Genomic DNA, 436 nt, shown 5'->3' with positions numbered 1-436 from the left:
ATGGGACTGCCACGTGGGAAGGTAAAGAGTTACCAATCCAAATCGTTACAGGGAGTGCAGCCGGTGATGAGCATAAGATCGATTGTCTTTCAGGTGCTACATTAACGTCTAATGGTGTTGACCATGCAGTTGATTTTTGTACTTGCGAAAATGGCTTTGGCCCTTTCCTTGCGAATGTTCGTAAAGGAGCATTGAACTAATGGCTGATACTAAAGATATGAAGGCTGTCCTATTTGGTCCAGTTTTCGCTAACAACCCAAACGCATTACAAGTACTTGGGATTTGTTCTGCGCTAGCGGGAACGTCTAGCTTAAAAAATGCATTAATGATGTGAATTGCATTGCCCTTGGTAACTGCATTCTCTAGCCTTATTATCTCGACTATTCGTAACCATATCCCTTCATCAGTACGTATCATCGTACAGATGACGATTATT

Annotated in this window: 1 protein-coding gene and 1 pseudogene; both read left to right on the top strand. The window is 42.2% G+C overall.

Annotated features, from left to right (window positions below; all coding sequences use genetic code 11):
- A partial coding sequence (locus tag CWB78_RS18570) for an FMN-binding protein (RefSeq protein ID WP_138596855.1) occupies positions 1-200 on the top strand: 200 nt, incomplete at its 5' end.
- Positions 200-436 (top strand): annotated as a pseudogene (locus CWB78_RS18565) (Rnf-Nqr domain containing protein); the annotation flags it as partial. The gene CWB78_RS18570 and the pseudogene CWB78_RS18565, both read left to right, overlap by 1 nt.

Source organism: Pseudoalteromonas sp. S1612, from assembly GCF_005887175.1.
GTDB lineage: Bacteria > Pseudomonadota > Gammaproteobacteria > Enterobacterales > Alteromonadaceae > Pseudoalteromonas > Pseudoalteromonas undina.
This window is presented reverse-complemented; position numbering and strand designations above follow the sequence as displayed.